Source organism: Staphylococcus equorum, assembly GCF_029531845.1.
In the GTDB taxonomy this organism is placed as follows: domain Bacteria; phylum Bacillota; class Bacilli; order Staphylococcales; family Staphylococcaceae; genus Staphylococcus; species Staphylococcus equorum_C.
Genome location: NZ_JAMBPV010000030.1, coordinates 1 through 1,329, shown reverse-complemented (window position 1 = coordinate 1,329; position 1,329 = coordinate 1). Strand labels below are relative to the sequence as shown.

Genomic DNA, 1,329 nt, shown 5'->3' with positions numbered 1-1,329 from the left:
TTCACTCCTTTTGGGTTATTTTATATAAAGACGTAATGCCCAATTTACATAAAAATAACCCCCGATTTTTCGAGGGCTTTATTTATATATTTTAAATAATTTCACTCATTTGAAAACTTTCCGTATCTAATATATAAGATAGGTCTTGCATACCCACAGTTTTCAAAATGTTAGTAAGTGGTTCGATATTACATTCTTCTGTTACTGATATTTTGTCTATTAATATATCATCTGTAAATTTTTGCTTATTATAAAGTTCAATAATAAAAAGAATATCTGATTCACTAATATTACCTTCTTTTGCTTTTTCGTAGTATTCTGCTATTTTGATATAATAATTCCTAAAATCCCTTATAAATGCGTCATCAGTTTTAAAATTTTTATCTCTATTGGTTTCATATTCAATTATGTTTTTTGCAAAAATAAACAATTCATCTTCTTCAAACACTTCATAAACATCTGAATGCATTTCATTAATAATATATAAGTTTGTAGTCATACAAACACTCCTTTAGTTTTATTAATGCCTATCCTATAGACGAAAATAATTAATTTGTGATATTATAGAAAGAGAATAAAGGGGGAAGTCACCCCCCTTTAACCTATTTATCTAAATAGGCTTTGAATGAGGTTAGAAACTGCTGTTATAACGTTTAAGGCGCTTATTAACAGTAGTTTTTTTTGTTCATTTTTGTATCGTTCTCTTTCTAATCTACTTTGCAACTTTACCACCTCCTTTAACTAAATCTTGTTAATTTTTTTTACTTTCATTCCACCACTTAATATTTAGGAACAATGTTAAGATAGCTAAAATTATTGTTATAATTGCTAGACTGATTTCTGACATCAACCACACCTCCTTTCATCTACAATATAGACGATTACCAACAATTAGACATTTCATATTCCGAATGGTTTTTATATTGTTCGCTTATACCTTTTATTTTTAAAATTCCTGTAATCAATTTTTTATAAAGGTTTTCAACTTTTATCCAAAGCACTTCGGACTTCATATCATTTGCTTGATATTTAATACTATCTAACAATTTTAGTGCATCATAATCTGTTAGTCTTTCAAGATTTTGATAATCTTCATCTTGATACATTCTAATATCGAGTTGATTATTTTCTTTATATCTTGTGTTTACTGCCACTACTTCAAATTGGTATAAATTAAAAACAACGTTTTCTGCTAAATCTTTATCAATTAATAATTCTTCTTTGAAATATTTTGCTAGGTTATTAAATTCTCTTTCTGTATGAATAAATGAACTCATAATGACCACTCCTAATTGTTTTTGTTTATTATACATCTTATTTACAGATGTA

General features: G+C 26.6%; 2 protein-coding genes. Both read right to left on the bottom strand.

The features are described 5' to 3' along the window. Positions 1–91 precede the first annotated feature (91 nt). Entirely contained in the window at positions 92–499 is a 408-nt protein-coding gene (locus M4L39_RS14515) for a hypothetical protein (RefSeq protein WP_277582632.1), read from the bottom strand. Positions 500–881: 382 nt separating this feature from the next. Continuing rightward, positions 882–1,329: hypothetical protein (locus tag M4L39_RS14510; protein ID WP_277582631.1), on the bottom strand; the 448-nt coding region annotated here is incomplete at its 5' end.

Bases quoted from the DNA above. Each gene is read 5' to 3' on its own strand.
- M4L39_RS14515 (WP_277582632.1), bottom strand. From the start codon at position 499: ATGACTACAAACTTATATATTATTAATGAAATGCATTCAGATGTTTAT.